At 37.7% G+C, this 15439-nt stretch carries 12 protein-coding genes and 2 pseudogenes; 13 read left to right on the forward strand and 1 reads right to left on the reverse strand.

All coding sequences use genetic code 11. The annotated features are described in order from the left end of the window. The 12 genes and pseudogenes from AS4_RS05785 to AS4_RS05840 all read left to right on the forward strand — a co-directional run bounded on the left by AS4_RS05785 (position 1) and on the right by AS4_RS05840 (position 12873). Entirely contained in the window at positions 1 to 801 is an 801-nt protein-coding gene (locus AS4_RS05785) for a fimbrial biogenesis chaperone (protein ID WP_096735486.1), read from the forward strand. Further along, complete coding sequence (locus AS4_RS05790) at positions 802 to 3300, forward strand: fimbria/pilus outer membrane usher protein (RefSeq protein WP_096733500.1); 2499 nt, start codon at positions 802 to 804, stop codon at positions 3298 to 3300. Then, positions 3297 to 4316 carry a Csu type fimbrial protein gene (locus AS4_RS05795; protein WP_096733501.1) on the forward strand — a complete coding sequence of 340 codons (1020 nt, stop codon included), beginning with the start codon at positions 3297 to 3299 and terminating at the stop codon, positions 4314 to 4316. The genes AS4_RS05790 and AS4_RS05795 overlap by 4 nt, the downstream gene beginning before the upstream one ends. Before the next feature lie 475 nt (positions 4317 to 4791). Continuing rightward, a complete protein-coding gene (locus AS4_RS05800; protein ID WP_096733502.1) occupies positions 4792 to 5376 on the forward strand; it encodes a recombinase family protein in 585 nt (194 codons plus the stop codon). A 6-nt stretch (positions 5377 to 5382) separates the two neighbouring features. Beyond that, a complete protein-coding gene (locus AS4_RS05805; protein WP_227548133.1) occupies positions 5383 to 5643 on the forward strand; it encodes a hypothetical protein in 261 nt (86 codons plus the stop codon). 622 nt (positions 5644 to 6265) lie between these two features. After that, positions 6266 to 6349 (forward strand): annotated as a pseudogene (locus AS4_RS05810) (type II toxin-antitoxin system HicA family toxin); the annotation flags it as partial. A gap of 41 nt (positions 6350 to 6390) precedes the next feature. Further along, positions 6391 to 6672, forward strand: a pseudogene (locus tag AS4_RS05815) (type II toxin-antitoxin system HicB family antitoxin); the annotation flags it as partial. Between the two features lie 713 nt (positions 6673 to 7385). Next, positions 7386 to 7919 (forward strand): fimbrial protein, encoded by a 534-nt coding sequence (locus AS4_RS05820; protein ID WP_096733505.1) that lies wholly within the window; start codon positions 7386 to 7388, stop codon positions 7917 to 7919. Positions 7920 to 7998: 79 nt separating this feature from the next. Beyond that, on the forward strand, positions 7999 to 8727 hold the full coding sequence (locus AS4_RS05825) for a fimbrial biogenesis chaperone (protein WP_004722241.1): 729 nt from the start codon (positions 7999 to 8001) through the stop codon (positions 8725 to 8727). Positions 8728 to 8862: 135 nt separating this feature from the next. Next, positions 8863 to 11436, forward strand: a complete 2574-nt coding sequence (locus tag AS4_RS05830; protein WP_096733506.1) for a fimbria/pilus outer membrane usher protein — start codon at positions 8863 to 8865, stop codon at positions 11434 to 11436. Continuing rightward, positions 11433 to 12449, forward strand: a complete 1017-nt coding sequence (locus AS4_RS05835; protein ID WP_096733507.1) for a fimbrial protein — start codon at positions 11433 to 11435, stop codon at positions 12447 to 12449. The genes AS4_RS05830 and AS4_RS05835 overlap by 4 nt, the downstream gene beginning before the upstream one ends. A gap of 115 nt (positions 12450 to 12564) precedes the next feature. Then, on the forward strand, positions 12565 to 12873 hold the full coding sequence (locus AS4_RS05840; protein ID WP_096733508.1) for a hypothetical protein: 309 nt from the start codon (positions 12565 to 12567) through the stop codon (positions 12871 to 12873). A 145-nt stretch (positions 12874 to 13018) separates the two neighbouring features. On the opposite strand, the gene AS4_RS05845 is transcribed toward AS4_RS05840, so the two are convergent. Continuing rightward, positions 13019 to 13939 carry a LysR family transcriptional regulator gene (locus tag AS4_RS05845; protein ID WP_034614012.1) on the reverse strand — a complete coding sequence of 307 codons (921 nt, stop codon included), beginning with the start codon at positions 13937 to 13939 and terminating at the stop codon, positions 13019 to 13021. A gap of 102 nt (positions 13940 to 14041) precedes the next feature. Here AS4_RS05845 and AS4_RS05850 point away from each other — a divergent pair, with 102 nt between their 5' ends. Then, entirely contained in the window at positions 14042 to 15418 is a 1377-nt protein-coding gene (locus tag AS4_RS05850; RefSeq protein WP_096733509.1) for an aspartate aminotransferase family protein, read from the forward strand. Positions 15419 to 15439 lie beyond the last annotated feature (21 nt).

The following is a 15439-nucleotide window of genomic DNA, read 5'->3' on the forward strand; positions in this document are numbered from 1 at the left end:
ATGAAAATATGGTCGGGCAGAACTTTCTCTGCGGCCGCGATATTGATGGTTACTTCACCGGTATTCGCACAGGCCACTTTTTTAATCTGGCCAATCTATCCAAAAATTGAAGAAAACGAAAAAGCCACTGCAGTATGGCTACAAAATACCGGTAACTCTGATGCCATGGTACAGATTCGGGTATTTAAATGGGATCAGAATCATCAGCAAGATGCTTATGCGGAGCAAACTGAGGTTATTCCGAGTCCACCCGTGGCAAAGATTAAAGCGGGTGAAAAGCATATGTTGCGTTTAACCCGCTCGGCTGCTGTACCTGATGCCAAAGAACTGGCCTATCGAATTATTGTTGATGAATTACCGATTAAGCTCAATCCAGAAAAGGATAAAGAAGTATCTACGGTCAGTTTTCAGATGCGTTATTCCATTCCTTTGTTTGCCTATGGCAAAGGGCTTGGCAGTGGTTTAACCGAAGTTTCACAAAAAGCCAATGCTAAAAACCCCTTGGCGAAACCGATATTAAGTTGGTGGATCAAGAATAATGAACAGGGCAAACCCGAGCTTTATATTAAAAATACCGGTTCAAAATTTTCAAGGCTATCGGGCATTAAATTAACCCCGACTTCAGAACAAATGGCTTTTGGCAAAACCACCTTTGGTTATGTGTTGGCAAACAGCACCATGAAGTTTGATTTGGACAACAAGTTTGTGAATAGCCTGAGTGGTCAAACCAGCTTGTATGGGGTTGACAGTTCAGGGGCGAAACAAGACTTGATCGAGATTAAAAAAGAAGGGGGAGGATAAATGGGTTATCTATCAGGGTTAAATTCACCTTCCTTTTTATGCAAAAGCCTGACGTTGATATTGTTTGCGAATATCCCATTGTGGAGCTGCAATGTCTATGCAAATGGTTTACCCCCGCCACCACGAGATGTTTCAGAAGTGAATAGCTTATTTAAGCTCTATCTGGACTTGGTGATCAATCAATATTCGACGCGACAAGTGATCCCCGTCATTGTCAAAGGAGATCATTATTTTATCCAGCAATCGAAACTAGATGAGTTACAGATTAAGCTGCCTACGGATGCACTGCAGCAACAATCAGAAAAAAACCTGACCGATCTGGATGTGTTTACACTCGGCTTTTCGGGCAAGGCTGCAGATTGGGTTAGTCTCAATCAGATCCCAGAATTAAAGTATGAGTACAATTCAGCGCAACAGTATTTTAGTCTGGATCTACCTGCTAGCTGGATGCCGGTGCAGATACGCGGCTTAGATTCTTGGTATCAACCTGAAACAGCGCAGTCGGGTATCGGTTTATTAAATAACTATGACTTTTATACTTACCGCCCAGAGAATGGTGGCTATAGCAGTACGCTGTTTACAGAGCAACGCTTTTTCTCACCTTATGGGGTACTAAGAAATTCAGGGGTTTATAGCAAAACTGATTTTGACTCATCCAATCAAAACAATGATGGCTACCGTCGTTATGACACAACTTGGCAATATGATGATCCTGTCAGTGTGCTTTCATTCTTAGCAGGTGATGTGATTACGGGAAGTAAAAACGCATGGGGAAGTTCAGTGCGTTTAGGTGGATTACAGCTCCAGCGTAATTTTGGTACCCGTCCAGATTTGATAACCTATCCTTTACCTCAGTTTAAAGGCGAAGCGGCCTTACCAAGTACCGTAGATTTATTGATCAATGGACAGAAAGCCAATTCAACTGATGTTCAATCTGGTCCTTTTATTCTCAATAATGTTCCGTTTGTCAACGGTAAAGGCGAGGCGGTGATTGTCACCACCGACAGCGTGGGTCGTCAGGTGGCAACATCAGTGCCATTTTATATTTCGAATACTTTGCTTAAACCCGGATTATTGGATTATTCCGTGTCCATGGGGCAGATCCGCGAAGATTATGGAATAAAAAACTTTGAATATGGCAAATTTGCCAGTTCGGCGGATGTACGTTACGGGATTAACGATTGGCTCACGGCTGAAGGGCGGGTTGAACTATCAGATTCAATTCAGTTGGCTGGACTCGGTTCAGTGCTTAAGCTAAATCAGTTTGGGGTATTAAGTGGCTCAGCAACTCAAAGCTGGGCAGATCGTGAGTTTAATCGAATCAGTAGTCAAGACCTAAAGGGAAATCAATATACTTTAGGCTATAGCTATAACCAGCAGCGTTTTGGATTTAGTCTCAATCATACCCAACGTGATCAGGGTTATTATGATCTTTCACGCTTGCAATATAGCAATTTGATCTCAGCCAACAATCATAAAAGTTCGGTTGCCAACACGTATTTTGCCACAGATAAATCAGGGACTTTTGGGGTGGCTTATATCCAGACCAAGAACCGTGACATTAAAAATAAACTGATGAATCTGTCGTGGGCACCGATACTCCCGTCTTATATGCGTGGTGCGACAGTGTCGTTAAGTGCCAATCGGGATTTTGTGGAAAAAGATTGGAGTGCTGCATTTCAGTTGTCGGTTCCCTTCTCCAAGAGCAGATCCACTGCCAGTCTAGGTTATAGCCAACAATCCAGTGGTGATTATGGTTATGTCAACTTTAACCGTAGCACACCGTTGGCAGGTGGTGTTGGTGTTGATTTAAGTCGACGTTTTAATGAAAACAGCGATGACTACAATCAAGCACGTGTGAGCTACCGTAACCAATATTTTAATAGCGATGTCGGTATGTCGGGTAGCAATGATTACAACTATTGGTTTGGACTTTCCGGTTCGGTGGTGTTGATGTCAGGCAATGTTTTCGTTGCCAATCGACTGGGTGAATCTTTTGCTTTGATTGATACTAATAAAGTTGCAGATGTACCCGTGCATTATGAAAACAGTCTAGTGGGGCGGAGTAACGCTAAGGGCTATGTTTTTGTACCGTCAGTGACGCCTTATTACGCGGCTAAATACAGCATCAACCCGATCGATTTACCTTCCAACTTTAATGCAACCCAAGTTGAAAATCGGATCGCAGCAAAACGAGGTTCAGGTGTGGTGATTGGCTTCCCAATCAAACAGTCTTATGCGGCGAATGTGTATTTAGTGCAAAGCAATGGGCAAGCGATTCCAGTGGGTGCGGTGGTACATCGAGCCGATCAAGAATCGAGTTATGTGGGAATGGATGGAATTGCTTATCTTGAAGATCTGAGTGCAGAAAATAGCATTCGGGTGCAACTATCAGATCAGCGCATATGTGAAGCAAACTTTTCGTTGGATTTAAAACAAGCGCAACAACAGATTGCAGTGGTTAAGTCGGTTGTTTGTCGTGAGGTGGCTCAACCATGATTACTTTAAAAAAATTAATGCCTGCAGGTCTATTATTCTCTGGGTTGATATTGCTTACTGCTCAGAGTCAAGCGGCTTGTGTTATCACCTCAAGTGGTAATGTTTCTATGGGTACGATTTCATCTATGACGCTGACGGAGCAAGGAACTAAATCCCATCAGTTTAGTGCGGGTTTAAGGTGTGAAGGGTTTAGTATGGCTTTTGCGAATATGACTTATTTGAAGTATCGGGTTGATCAAATACCAGACAATTATGTAAATAGCCTGACGGGTGAAACTTTGTTTGTCAATTATTTGGATACTAATAATCAAGCAATTGGTCTGGGTAAAGAAATTGATATGAGTACGTTTACTCTCCTTAAAATCTTTTCTGGCGTAGATGGCTCTTTACCATTTTATGCTGAAATTAACCCAGGACAGACTGTATCACCTGGGAGATATACAGCGAACAAACCTTTTAAAGTCAAATGGTATTACTCTGTACCTTCCGTCGCAGCGCTCGGGATTGGAGCCTTTTTTGAAAGCCCTGGTTTTAGCCGAGGCTTTTTGGGGATCGGGTTTAATTGGGGCCCCGGGAGTGATGCAAACTTGAACTTATATATTGACGTTTTACCTGATTGCCGTATTTCCACCAATGCTGTTAATTTTGGAACATCACCTTTTGCAGATGTTTTTACACCAGTTCAAACCTCTCTAGGCGTACGTTGCTCAGTATATACACCTTATTATGTTGGTTTAAATAATGGACTCTATCCACAAACTGGCAATCAACGTGCAATGAAGGCGAGTAATAGCAATAATTTTCTACGCTATGAGATTTATAAAAATGCAACGACGGAACGTTGGGGCAGTAATGGCAATGAACGCTGGTCAAGTCTCGAGGCGACAACGAATCCGGGGCAGCATAATACCAACCAGCAGGGTTTTTCCTTTACTGCAAAAGTTCTGGACACGAATTCACCAAGTCTGCCGGCTGGTAATTATTCAGACACCATAACGGTAAATGTTGAGTTTTGACGATATAAAGCCATGATAATCATTTTTATCATGGCTTTATTAAGTGGTAATTTTACAGTTTATTTTTTTATTGATATTAAATAAAAACTCTCTTTAATTATATTTTTTTATAAAAATATGGTAGCTGTTCACTTTATTTAAACCCTTTCTTAAAATTATTTATTATACATATACAAGTGTATTTTATTTTTTATTATGCATTTTTTATGTGAAATATCTCAATATTAAAATAATTTGGTGAAGGTGTTTAAAGGTGCTGGCATTGGCACAATATTTGTTTTTTTTGTTTTTCGACTATTCTTTTATGGTCTTAATTTGTGTTTTAATTTTTTAATTAAAATATGGATTTAAATAATTATTTATTATAATGGTGGGTGGTTATTTGGCTGTGTTTTAAATCAATTGTATGTTTTATACATATTTGTTTTTCTAAAAAATACTGAATATAACTGTTATTATTTGAAGAGGGCTTATTGTGCGGACTTATGCATACTTCAGAATTGATGAATTCTCAATGGATGAATTTAATTATGCTGACTATATTCTTGGGTATGGTTATGAAATACCGAAAAATAGGCTTGTATTTGAACAGGTGAAAATAGGTATACCTTTAGAATTTAGGCATAAGCTTATAAATTTGATTAATTACACACTGGAAAGCGGAGATCTTTTATTAATAGATGGAATAGATTCTTTGGGTAGTGATTTCAAAGAAATATATTCGAGTGTCAATTTTATTTTTAAAAAGGGAATACGTTTAGTCTGTTTGGAATTTTCAAAGAAAGAGATTAAAGGAGACATAAAAAAGATTTTTTTTCATTTTCTAAAAATCTGTTCTGACTTCGATGGAAAACTTCAATCGAATAGAAAGATTGGTAACAAGAATATAAACAAAGTCGGTCGGCCAGAAATTTTGAATAAAGCCCAGAAAGATGAGGTTTTAGAAAAGTTTAAAAATGGTCAAAGTGTCTATTCTTTAGCTAAGCAGTATTCAGTTACAAGAACAGTCATTCAAAGACTACTTTCAAAATCATCAGACCACGTTATTGGTGAGGATTAAATGACTATGAACGTTCAAATGAATAACAAGGCTAAAACAAGTAGATTGGTTGTTGCAAAACAAATGAGCAATCTGGATAAGATATTCGTTGTTCAACTCAAATATTGCCTAAATAATAAGTCGAGAATTGTTGATGATGCCAATGAAATTGAAATTAGCTCTGTAAACGGATTGATTGATTATGAAATTCACAAAATCGAACATGAGGAAAAGAAAATCATTTTTTTATATGGTTCTAGTCCATATGTTATAGATTTAAGCCGTTAATGGTTTAATTAATTTTATTTACGGTCATAAGTTAGAAGTTAAGTGTTTTTAGGTTTGAGGTTGTGATTGATTGTTTTAAAATTTATTCGGATTTTTGTAGATAGCTAAACAATAACATTCAAAATACTTTCTAATAAATATTTTAGGGTTTAAGATTTTTATTTTGGCTGATTTAAGGTTTTATAATTCTTTATTGAATTTAAAAAATCACGTCAACTATGCAAGAATTTTAATCTTTTATATAAAGTGATTTTTTTATAAGTTTTTTATTTGAAAGCTTAGTTGCCTTAATGTTAGATTTAAGCGTGTTGAGCTAAAATTTATTTTAAAATCAGGTCAGAATTACATTTGATTAATTTTTAAATTTAAAATACTAAAAATAATTAACTTTAAACTATTCTGAAATAATTTTACTTATCTGAATTTATGTTGAATAGGAGTAAAAATCATTTTAAAAAGATCAGTATAAGCTATTGATAATATATTTAAATAGCATCTGCTACTGCTTTAAATATTTGAAATGAAGTTTTGGGTAAATAAACTGTCAGCGTTTTTAAAGAGAAAATATTTATTATTTGAATACAGATATAAGATACAGCACTTAAAAGATCTGACTTAAATGGGGCTAGTCACAGTACCTCCCCCTAAAAAAGATTTACCAACTGGAACTGTTAAAAGCATCTTAAAGCAAGCAGGTCTTGAGTGACCCACTGCATCCAAGCTTCATTTTCTTTAAAAGAGGTGAGTATGTTATATCCAATTGCAGTAGAAAAAGGTTCGAATGATGAAGCCTATGGCGTGATTGTTCCTGATATTCAGGGATGTTTTTCTGCTGGTGATACTTTTGAAGAAGCATTAAGCAATGCTAAGGAAGCAATTGCAGATCATTTGGAGATTCTTGCAGAAGATGGCAAAAATATTCCATTGGCATCAGAAGTAAGTAAGTTTCTTAATGATGAAGATTTTAAAGGCTTTATCTGGGCGGTTGTAGATGTTGATGTAGGCGATTATCTAGATAAAGTGAGAAAAACAATACAGGTGAAGAGGTGTAGTCCTGAATAGATTGTTCAGAAATAGGTTCAAACACAACACAAATATTAATATGTTAACTAATTCACATTTTTATGAGAAAAAATATTTATATGATTTTGAACAGTAAAAATTTGAATATCATATAGACTGTTTTGAAAAATTCATTCCTTAAACTCATATATAAATACCATGATCGGGCATCTTAACAGCGTTACTTGGCAAACGCTGGTCAGCGAAAATACAGAATTGAAGCGCAACATCAATGATTAAAACAGTGCCTAAAGCATGGATATGCCTTGTTTGATGGACTTTGTGGAGTCATAAAGGTAAGTTTTTGAATTGCTATTTTTAGCCTAAATTTCTAAATATACATGGCTAAATTGGAATAGGGTCGATGAGATCAATTTACATAAAAGCATGAGCTAAACGCATCAATTTAATTCTAAATTGATGCTGAAATAACGTGAAGTTCAATTTTTTATGTAAAATTTACAAAAAAAAAATCTTTAAATAAAACTGAAATATGAATTTAATAATTATTTAACATACTGAAATATATAATTAAAATATTTTGCTCAAAAAATACAAATTTATATACGCTTGTATCTATTTGCTGTATAAAGTGTGACATTGTTTACATTTTTGTTTCAGTGTGCATAATAGCCAACGACCGAAACGAATCATTTTTTTGTCTGTATAGGATACTTGGTATGAAAAATATTTTTTTAGCAGCATCAGTTTCAATTTTAGCAATGTCTAGCGCTTTCGCAGCGGACGGCACAATCACAATCAATGGTCTAGTAACTGACAAAACTTGTGATATCGTGACTCCACAAGGTAAAGATTTCACTGTAACGCTTCCTACAGTTTCTAAGCAAACTCTTGCTAAAACTGGTGATATCGCTGGTCGTACGCCATTCACAATCAACTTGGCTAACTGCTCTGAAGGCAAAGTAGCAACTTATTTTGAACCAGGTTCAACAGTTGATTTTGGTACTGGTCGTTTAAACAATACAGATGCAACTGGCGCGAAAAACGTTCAAGTTCAATTGTTAGGTTCAAATAACCAATTTATTCCTGTACTTGCTGCTGGTGCTTCTGGCGCGCAAACTAACTCTCAATGGGTAGATGTTGCGGATAAAGGTGCAGCTGATCTTAATTACTATGCTGAATATTATGCAACTGATGCATCTGCTGCTGGTAAAGTAACAACATCTGTTCAATATACTATTATCTATCAATAATTTTTTATTGAATGGTACGGAGCTAGGTTGTCTGGCAACCTAGCTCTTTTACTTTATTTTAGATATAGAGATAATCGTTATGTTCTTGAATCATTCCTTTCTTAAAAAAGGTTTACTCGCATTTTTAATTCCGTTTGGTGCAGCGAATGCTGAAATCATCATTCATGGTACTCGTGTCATCTATCCATCTGATGCACGTGAAATTACTTTACAGGTAAGTAATAACGGAAATAATCCTGCATTGGTTCAAGCATGGATTGATGAAGGAGATGCGAAATCTACTCCAGATCAATCGAAAGCGCCTTTTATGATTACACCGCCTATATCGCGTGTGGAAGCTAAAAAAGGGCAGTCTTTACGTATTACTAGTTTGCCGAATGCAAATGAGTTAAGTAAAACTCAAGAAACGCTATTTTGGTTAAATATTCTCGATATTCCACCAAAGCCTTCTGCGAAAGATCAGAATGTTGTACCAGATAACTTTTTACAACTTGCGATTCGATCGCGTATTAAGTTTTTTTATCGCCCAGCTGGACTTAAAGAAGATGTCGCTTTGGCACCTGAAAAATTACAGTGGAGCAATAACGGTACTCAGTTAACCGTAAAAAACCCAACACCATTTCATATTACCTTGACCTCTATTATGCAAGATCAATCAGGCAAACGCGTTGATTTGATTTCTCAAGGCTTAATGTTGAAACCATTTTCTGATGGAACGGTGAGTTTAAAAAATTCCAATGTTGCTAAGATGACCTTTACCACGATCAATGATTATGGTGGTCGTGTAGAGCGAAATATTAAGTTTTAATAGATTGAACAAGTCTTTAAATTTCTTCAATGCAAGGAATTTAAAGCGCCTTCGTAATGATGATTTAATCATTTCATTTATCTGAGAGTAAGCGAGTAAAAAAACCTATTCATTTGTTGATAGGCAGACTTCTTTATGCAAAAAAATGAACAAAGCTACAAGTGGATCAAGCGACATATCAGTTATTATGTGGCTTGTGGGGTTATTACGCTCAGCATTCCTGCTTTAGTTAATGCATCTGAAACTGACTTAAAAGAGGCTGAAAAGTCTCCGACTGCTGCAGAAGCAGAATTTGATTCGGCTTTTTTAATTGGCGATGCCAAAAAGATAGATGTAAATCGCTTTAAATATGGCAATCCTGTGTTACCAGGTGACTATAATGTGGATATTTATGTCAATGGTAACTGGTTTGGTAAACACCGTATGGTGTTTAAAGCGACTGAAAATAATCAAAATGCGTTTACCTGCTTTAGCTCAAACCAATTATTAGAATACGGCGTTAAAGCAGACGTGTTAAAAAAAGGCGAAAGTTTTGCTTTGACTGGTTGTCAGAAAATTGAACAGTGGGTTGAAGATTCGTTTTATGAATTTGATACTTCACGTTTACGTGTCGATATTTCGATTCCGCAAGTTGCGATGCAAAAAAATGCGCAAGGCTATGTCGACCCTAGTGTTTGGGATCGTGGCATCAATGCTGCATTTCTTTCTTATAATGCCAGCGCATATAAAACATTTAATCAAACCCAAGGTGGCCAAGAAACTACCAACGCCTTTACTTCGATAACTGCTGGTGCAAATTTGGCAGGTTGGCAATTGCGCCATAATGGTCAATGGCAATGGCAAGATCGCACCACCACAGATAATCAATCTAAATCCAGTTATGACGCGATTAACACCTATGTGCAACGCGCATTCCCGCAATACCGTGGCGTATTGACTTTAGGTGAAAGCTTTACCGACGGTGAAATCTTTGATTCATTTGGTTATCGTGGTTTCGATTTTTCCAGTGATGACCGTATGTTACCCAACAGTATGATTGGTTATGCACCTCGTATTCGCGGTAATGCAAAAACCAATGCCAAGGTTGAAGTACGTCAGCAAGGTCAGTTGATTTATCAAACAACGGTTGCACCAGGTAGTTTTGAAATCAATGACCTCTATCCGACAGGATTTGGTGGTGAACTCGAAGTTTCTATTTTAGAAGCCAATGGTGAGATTCAACGCTATTCAATTCCTTATGCATCTGTTGTACAAATGCTCCGTCCGGGAATGAGCCGTTATTCTGTGTCAATGGGTCAATTCCGTGATAAAGATATCGATCTAGATCCTTTTATTGTACAAGGGAAATATCAACGCGGTATCAACAACTCGATCACGGCTTATGGTGGTGTACAGTTCTCAGAAGACTATTCAGCAGTGACATTGGGCAGTGCTTTTGCAACACCGATTGGCGCAATAGCACTTGATGTAACGCATTCACAAGCAGATTTTGAACGTCGTAAAAGTGAAAGTGGGCAAAGTTTCCGTATCAGTTATAGTAAATTAATTACACCGACAGATACCAATTTGACCTTAGCTGCATATCGTTATTCTACAGAAAACTTTTATAAGTTACGTGATGCGATATTGGTACAAGACCTTGACAATAAAGGTATTAGCTCAGCTCACGTAGGTAAACAGCGCAGTGAATTTCAGATCACCCTAAATCAGGGTTTACCACGTGATTTTGGCAACATTTATGCAACAGGTTCGTGGGTAGATTACTGGAATCGTCAGGAAACAACCCGCCAGTATCAAGTCGGTTATAGCAACAACTATCGTGGTTTGACTTATGGTTTGTCAGCAATTAAACGTATTGTTGAAAACAATGCTACAAGTATCAGCAATAGTGATACTGAGTATATGTTGACCATGTCCTTACCACTTTCATTTAAGAAAAGCTCAGCGAACCTTAACTCGATTATGACGCAAGATAATGCGACTGTCGGTGTAAGTGGTGTGGTTGGCGATCGTTTTAACTATGGTACATCTGTATCGACGCGCTATGGTGATAATCCAAGCGCCAATTTAAATGCTCAGTATCGTACCAACTACGCGACTGTTGGTGGTTCATTCAGTGCTGCTGACGGTTATCAACAAGCCATGTTGACTGCACGTGGTAATATTGTTGCTCATCCTGAAGGTGTCTTGTTTGGACCAGATCAGGGGCAAACCATGGTATTGGTGTATGCACCTGAAGCTGCTGGTGCAAAAGTGAATAATGCGACAGGTTTAAGTATCAATAAATCTGGTTATGCGGTGATTCCATATGTAACCCCATATCGTTTAAATGACATTAGCCTTGATCCTCAAGGAATGTCGACAGATGTAGAGTTAGATGGTACAAGTCAGCGTATCGCACCTTATGCAGGTTCAATTTCACAAGTGAGTTTTGCGACGAAAACTGGTAAAGCAATTTATATTCGCAGCAAAAAACAAAATGGTGAAACTTTACCTTTTGCAGCAGAAGTATTTGATACAAAAGGTGAAAATATTGGAATGGTTGCGCAAGGAAGTATGGTTTACTTAAGAACCAATACCACTGCAGACTCGGTTACAGTGAAATGGGGCGAAAATGCCAACGAACAATGCCGAATTCAATATGACGTTTCTGCGCAAGCAGCAGACAAAAAGCAAAATATGATTATGGCGGAAGGTGTATGTCAATGAACGTTAAAGTTTTAAATCGTATGCTCTTGCTCATTGCTGGGACCGTGAGTTCAGGCGCATATGCAGCTTGTGTACCCCAACGTGGATTTACACCACAAGATGTGAGCATGTCTGTTGGTCGTGTTGTGGTGAGACCGAGTGATGCCGTTGGAACGATTTTACGTAAAGCGACATTTCCAATTTCATCGAATGGATCTACATATTCTTGTGATTCTTCAGCAGGCACAATTGAAGCCGTCTTGCAACAGAGATATCCTATAAGCCCATCAGGTAATTCAATTTATAGTACCAATATTGAAGGAATTGGTATTCGTCTATACCGAGAAGCGGCAGATAATTCTAACTTTTCAGGTTATTACCCTTATACCAGAAGTTTATCTAGATATACCACTTATCGTTTATCGCCTGGATATTTCGTTGTAGAAATTGTTAAAACTGCACCATCCACAGGATCAGGTGCATTGGTCCCAGGACAATATAGTCGTTATAACGTGATTGGTTATCCGAATCAGCCTTTTTTAACCAGTACGGTATATGGTAATGCGATTACCATTGCTTCTTCATCATGTGAAATCCAAGGCAATATTAATAAAACGGTGACACTGCCAACGGTAAATAAGGTTGATTTTAAAGGTGTCGGCTCAACGCAAGGTGAGCAAGCCTTTGATCTCAACATTTTGTGTAATGGTGGAAAAAACCCAACGGGTTATGAAGAAAGCAATAAAATCAGCCTAAGCTTTGATTATGATGCTGTAACCAATACCACAAATGTTATTAGCAACAATGCTGCTGCGGGAAGTAATGCATCAGGTGTTGGCGTACAATTGCTTTCTCAATATAAAAACTCGAATAAAGTGATTGCTAAAAATGACAAGCTAGAATTAGGCACGTTAAAGTCAAATGATAATATTCAATACAATGTGCCAATGACTGCGCGTTACTATCAGACTGCAACTAAAGTGATGCCCGGAAAAGTCCGAGCTATGGCAACCGTCACAATTGAATATGATTAATTGACGTGAATCATATTTTTTAAAATTATTTTTTTATTTATTGATTGGAAAATCTTGTATTAATAATAAGGTTATGTAATTAATTAACTACACCATTTCTTTAGAGGGGAATGAGATGGAGTTAAATAAAAAACTATCCTTTTTATTAATAACATTTACAACGATATCGAGTTTAAGTTTAGCCACTTATGCAGAGGAGATTCATTTTCAAGGGCAGATTGTAGAATTTACATGTGAAAAGGATTCTAATAATTCTAATTGCAAAGCGATTGATAATACGATTGATGTGCTGAGAAAAACCACCACAATAGATAGTTTTAATTTCAATAACTTAGTTGATAAAAAGGCCAATAGTGTGGCGCATTTAAAAATTCAAGATTTAGAAAGTGATCAGCATAAAATACTGGTGGTAGATTATTATTAAGCCTATTAATTTGTGATGTAAATAACATAAATTAAAAATTATGCTGTGTGATAAGTTAAAATATAATCTGATTATTTTAGTTGGATTATATTTTAATGTGTATTAAAAATAATCGAATTTTAAAACTGTTTTAAATCTTTGTATATTATTTTATCGGTTGAATGGTTTTATTTAATATATCCATAAAGGTTTTTAAGATAATATTGTAATTTTTTCCTTTGTGGGTAATTAGACAGATCGGCGTACTGTAATGCATTCTCTCTTGTAAAATCGGTTGCATCAAACCATCTTGAACCCATTTTTTCGCATAATGATCGGGTAAAAACCCCATAAATTTTCCTGAAAGAATCAGAAAGGCGATACCTTCTCGATCACTAGCTGTGGCGGAACAGTTCAATCGTTGATGCAACTTCATTGCATCAGGGGTAATGGCGTAATTCGGAAGTACTGTATTGCATCGTTTTAAGTCATCTAAACTGATTTCACCTAAATGCTGAAACAGCGGGTGGTTTTGTCCACAATATAGGGAAGACTCTTCATTATATAAATGAAAATAATCGAGGCCTGACAATGGACTGACCAAAGGAATCGCCCCAGCATGTAATCGATTGTCCAAAACACGACACTCAATATCTGACAGTGTGCTCATACTAATATTAATAACCACCTCAGTATTTTCTTCCGCAAGCTGCGCCAATGTATTGGTGATATAAGCACTGGGCATCGTGACTAAGTTATTAATAATACCAATATTAAATTCACCTTTGAGCTGATTATGCATTTGATTGATTTTCGCACGAAAGTCCTCAATCGAAGCGGTCAGTACTTCTATATATTCTAAAACTTCCCGACCTTCATCGGTGATGGAAAAGCCTGCTCGACCGCGTTGGCAGAGGCGAATCCCTAGGCGATTTTCCAGATCACTCATATGCAAACTTATCGCAGAACGGCTAATCCCTAGGATACTTTCAGCAGCAGTGAAGCTGTGACAGTCACAGACTGTTTTAAATATTTTAAGTAATTTTATATCAAAATCAGTAACTTGATTTAATTTTTTGGGTTTCATTTAGTTTTGCTTTTTTATATCTAAACTCAAGATATTTTGAATTTATCAAAACTATCTCGCTTTGTACACTCAAGAGATAACCACAAAACAAGAAGAGTACTTATGTTTGATATCGATACATCAAATGACCGCGATGACGTACTGGAAGCCAGTCAGTCAAATGAGCAGATGAATTTAAATTATCAAGCCCATTGGATGCCATTTTCTGCAAATCGTAATTTTCATAAAGATCCGCGCATGATCGTGGGCGCAAAAGGATCGTATTTAGTTGACAGTAATGGACGAGAGATTTATGACTCATTGTCAGGATTATGGACCTGTGGTGCAGGACATACACGACCTGAAATCCAACAGGCTGTGAGTAAACAATTGGCAAAATTGGATTATTCACCTGCATTCCAATTTGGACATCCTTTATCTTTTCAATTGGCTGAAAAAATTGTTCAGCTGATGCCGGAAAAACTGCAACATGTATTTTTTACCGATTCTGGTTCAGAGTCTGCGGATACTGCGATCAAGATGGCACGTGCATATTGGCGTATTCAGGGCAAACCAAGCAAAACCAAATTGATTGGGCGGGCACGTGGCTATCACGGTGTAAACGTGGCAGGGACCAGTCTCGGCGGCATTGGTGGAAATCGTAAAATGTTTGGTCAATTGATGGATGTGGATCATTTGCCTCATACCTTACAAGCGCATTTAAGTTTTACCAAAGGCTGTGCAGAGACAGGTGGGGTTGAGCTGGCCGATGAAATGCTCAAACTGATTGAATTACATGATGCTTCTAATATTGCAGCAGTGATTGTAGAGCCTGTTTCAGGTTCAGCAGGCTGTATCGTGCCACCAGTTGGTTATTTACAACGTCTTCGAGAAATTTGTGACCAACACGATATTTTACTGATTTTCGATGAGGTGATCACTGGCTTTGGGCGTATCGGTAAATGGACTGCGGCTGAACATTTCGGAGTTACACCAGATCTTTTGACCTTTGCTAAACAGATTACCAATGGCGCAATTCCATTAGGTGGTGTGGTGGCAAGTCATGAAATTTACAATGCGTTTATGCAGCAAGAGCTACCTGAACATGCGATTGAATTTACCCATGGCTATACCTATTCGGCCCATCCTGTTGCCTGTGCCGCTGCTCTCGCCACCTTAGATGTACTCGAAAAAGAAAATTTAATTTCGCAATCTGCTGACTTAGCGCCAATTTTAGAAAAGCTTGTCCATGAATTAAAAGGTTCCCCCCATATTGTCGACATCCGTAACTGCGGATTGATTGGTGCCTTGCAATTGGCACCGCGTGATGGTGATGCCACGATTCGAGGTTTTGAAATTGGAATGAAGCTGTGGAAAGCAGGTTTTTATGTGCGTTTTGGCGGGGATACCCTTCAGTTTGGTCCTATGTTTAACAGCACAGAAGCGCAATTAAGCAGCTTGATGAATGCCGTAGGTGAAGCACTTTATCAGGTGAAATAACTTGGGTGAGCCCCCTAAGCA

This window comes from Acinetobacter guillouiae, assembly GCF_002370525.2.
Lineage (GTDB): Bacteria > Pseudomonadota > Gammaproteobacteria > Pseudomonadales > Moraxellaceae > Acinetobacter > Acinetobacter guillouiae.